The sequence below is a fragment of the Bacillus cereus group sp. TH152-1LC genome (assembly GCF_027710505.1).
Taxonomy (GTDB): Bacteria; Bacillota; Bacilli; order Bacillales; family Bacillaceae_G; genus Bacillus_A; species Bacillus_A mobilis.
In genome coordinates this window covers 1-1502 of the sequence record NZ_JAQFNK010000067.1, presented here as the reverse complement: position 1 = coordinate 1502, position 1502 = coordinate 1, and the positions used below count along the sequence as shown (strand labels likewise).

The following is a 1502-nucleotide window of genomic DNA, read 5'->3' as shown; positions in this document are numbered from 1 at the left end:
AATATTTTCATTTATAATTCTCTATTTGTCTATACTTTTCATACCGCTGTTGTATAAGCTCTTCCGAGGATAATAGTATCAATTTTTTTAGAGATGATTCGATTACAGATTCAATCATTTTTGCCTGTGATTTTATATCATTTTGTGCTCCACCTTTAATTTCAGGAATGATTTCATCAATAATTCCTAAATGTTTTAAATCTTTTGCTGAAATTTTCATATGTTCAGCAGCTTCTGGAGCATACTTAGCGTCCTTCCATAGGATAGATGCTGCTCCTTCTGGCGAAATTACCGAGTACCATGAATACTCTAACATATGGATATGGTTACCGACACTAATACCAAGAGCTCCACCACTTGATGCCTCTCCAATTACAATACAAACAATTGGTACTTGAAGTGTAGTCATTTCAAATAGATTTCGAGCTATCGCTTCAGAAATTCCACGTTCTTCAGACCCTATCCCTGGATAGGCGCCTATTGTATCAATAAATGTAATAATAGGGCGATTAAATTTATCAGCTTGTTTCATAAGTCTTAGCGCTTTTCTATAACCTTCTGGATGTGCCATTCCAAAATTTCTTTCTATACTTTCCTTTGTATTTCTACCTCTTTGATGACCAATAACCGTAACGGGCATTCCTTTAAATTTTGCAATACCACCTATCATTGCTTTATCATCACCATATAATCGATCACCATGAAGTTCGAGAAAGTTTGTAAACAATAAAGGTATATAGTCCATTGTCGTGGGTCGGTTACGTAGCCTTGCAATTTGAACTCGTTGAAAAGGTGTAATATTAGAATAAATTTTATCTTGCATTTTATTTAAACGTTTTTCTAATTCATGAATTTCTGACGATAAATCTACATTATTTTCTTTCATAATTTTCTTTAATTCATCAAATTTCTCTTTTAATTCAATAATAGGACGTTCAAAATGCAAACTCATTTTATCCTCCAAATGTTATGACTTACCTCACTCTAATCAAAAGACTTAGAAATAGAATCAATAAATAATTCAAAACCATCCACAACTATTTTTCGTTCTGATTCTGACAAATTATTGAGAATACTTTGATAAAATGCAACGGATTGCTCTCTTAAGCAATTAACAGTTATGTGACCTTTTTCTGTGAGGTGCAGAAAAAGTTCTCTTCTATTTTTTTCATTTACTTCACGATAAATAAGCCCCTTTTTTACTAACTTATCTACCAATCTACTTACAGTTGAAGTCTCTAATCTAAGTTTATTGGATAGTTGCCAAACAGTTAGTTTTTCCACCTCTAGTTCCTCTAACGCCATCATTTGAGAAGTTGGTAAAGGTTTTTTAAATGGTCCATTGGGCAAATTTTGAGATTCAAAAACCCCAGTTATTATAATCATTTTCTTAATATCTGTTCTTAGTTTTAAGGCATCTTCTCTTTTCAAAAAGGTCACCCTCCTACAACTAATGTATCATACATCAATTGTATTATACATGAATATGATTTTTTCACAAG

2 protein-coding genes are annotated in these 1502 nt (G+C 32.2%); both read right to left on the bottom strand.

What is annotated here, in order from left to right; all coding sequences use genetic code 11:
* Positions 1 to 7: 7 nt before the first annotated feature.
* Complete coding sequence (locus PDL00_RS34620; protein WP_242251260.1) at positions 8 to 952, bottom strand: acetyl-CoA carboxylase carboxyltransferase subunit alpha; 945 nt, start codon at positions 950 to 952, stop codon at positions 8 to 10.
* Positions 953 to 984: 32 nt separating this feature from the next.
* Positions 985 to 1431, bottom strand: a complete 447-nt coding sequence (locus tag PDL00_RS34615; protein WP_270733841.1) for a MarR family winged helix-turn-helix transcriptional regulator — start codon at positions 1429 to 1431, stop codon at positions 985 to 987.
* Between the last annotated feature and the right edge of the window lie 71 nt (positions 1432 to 1502).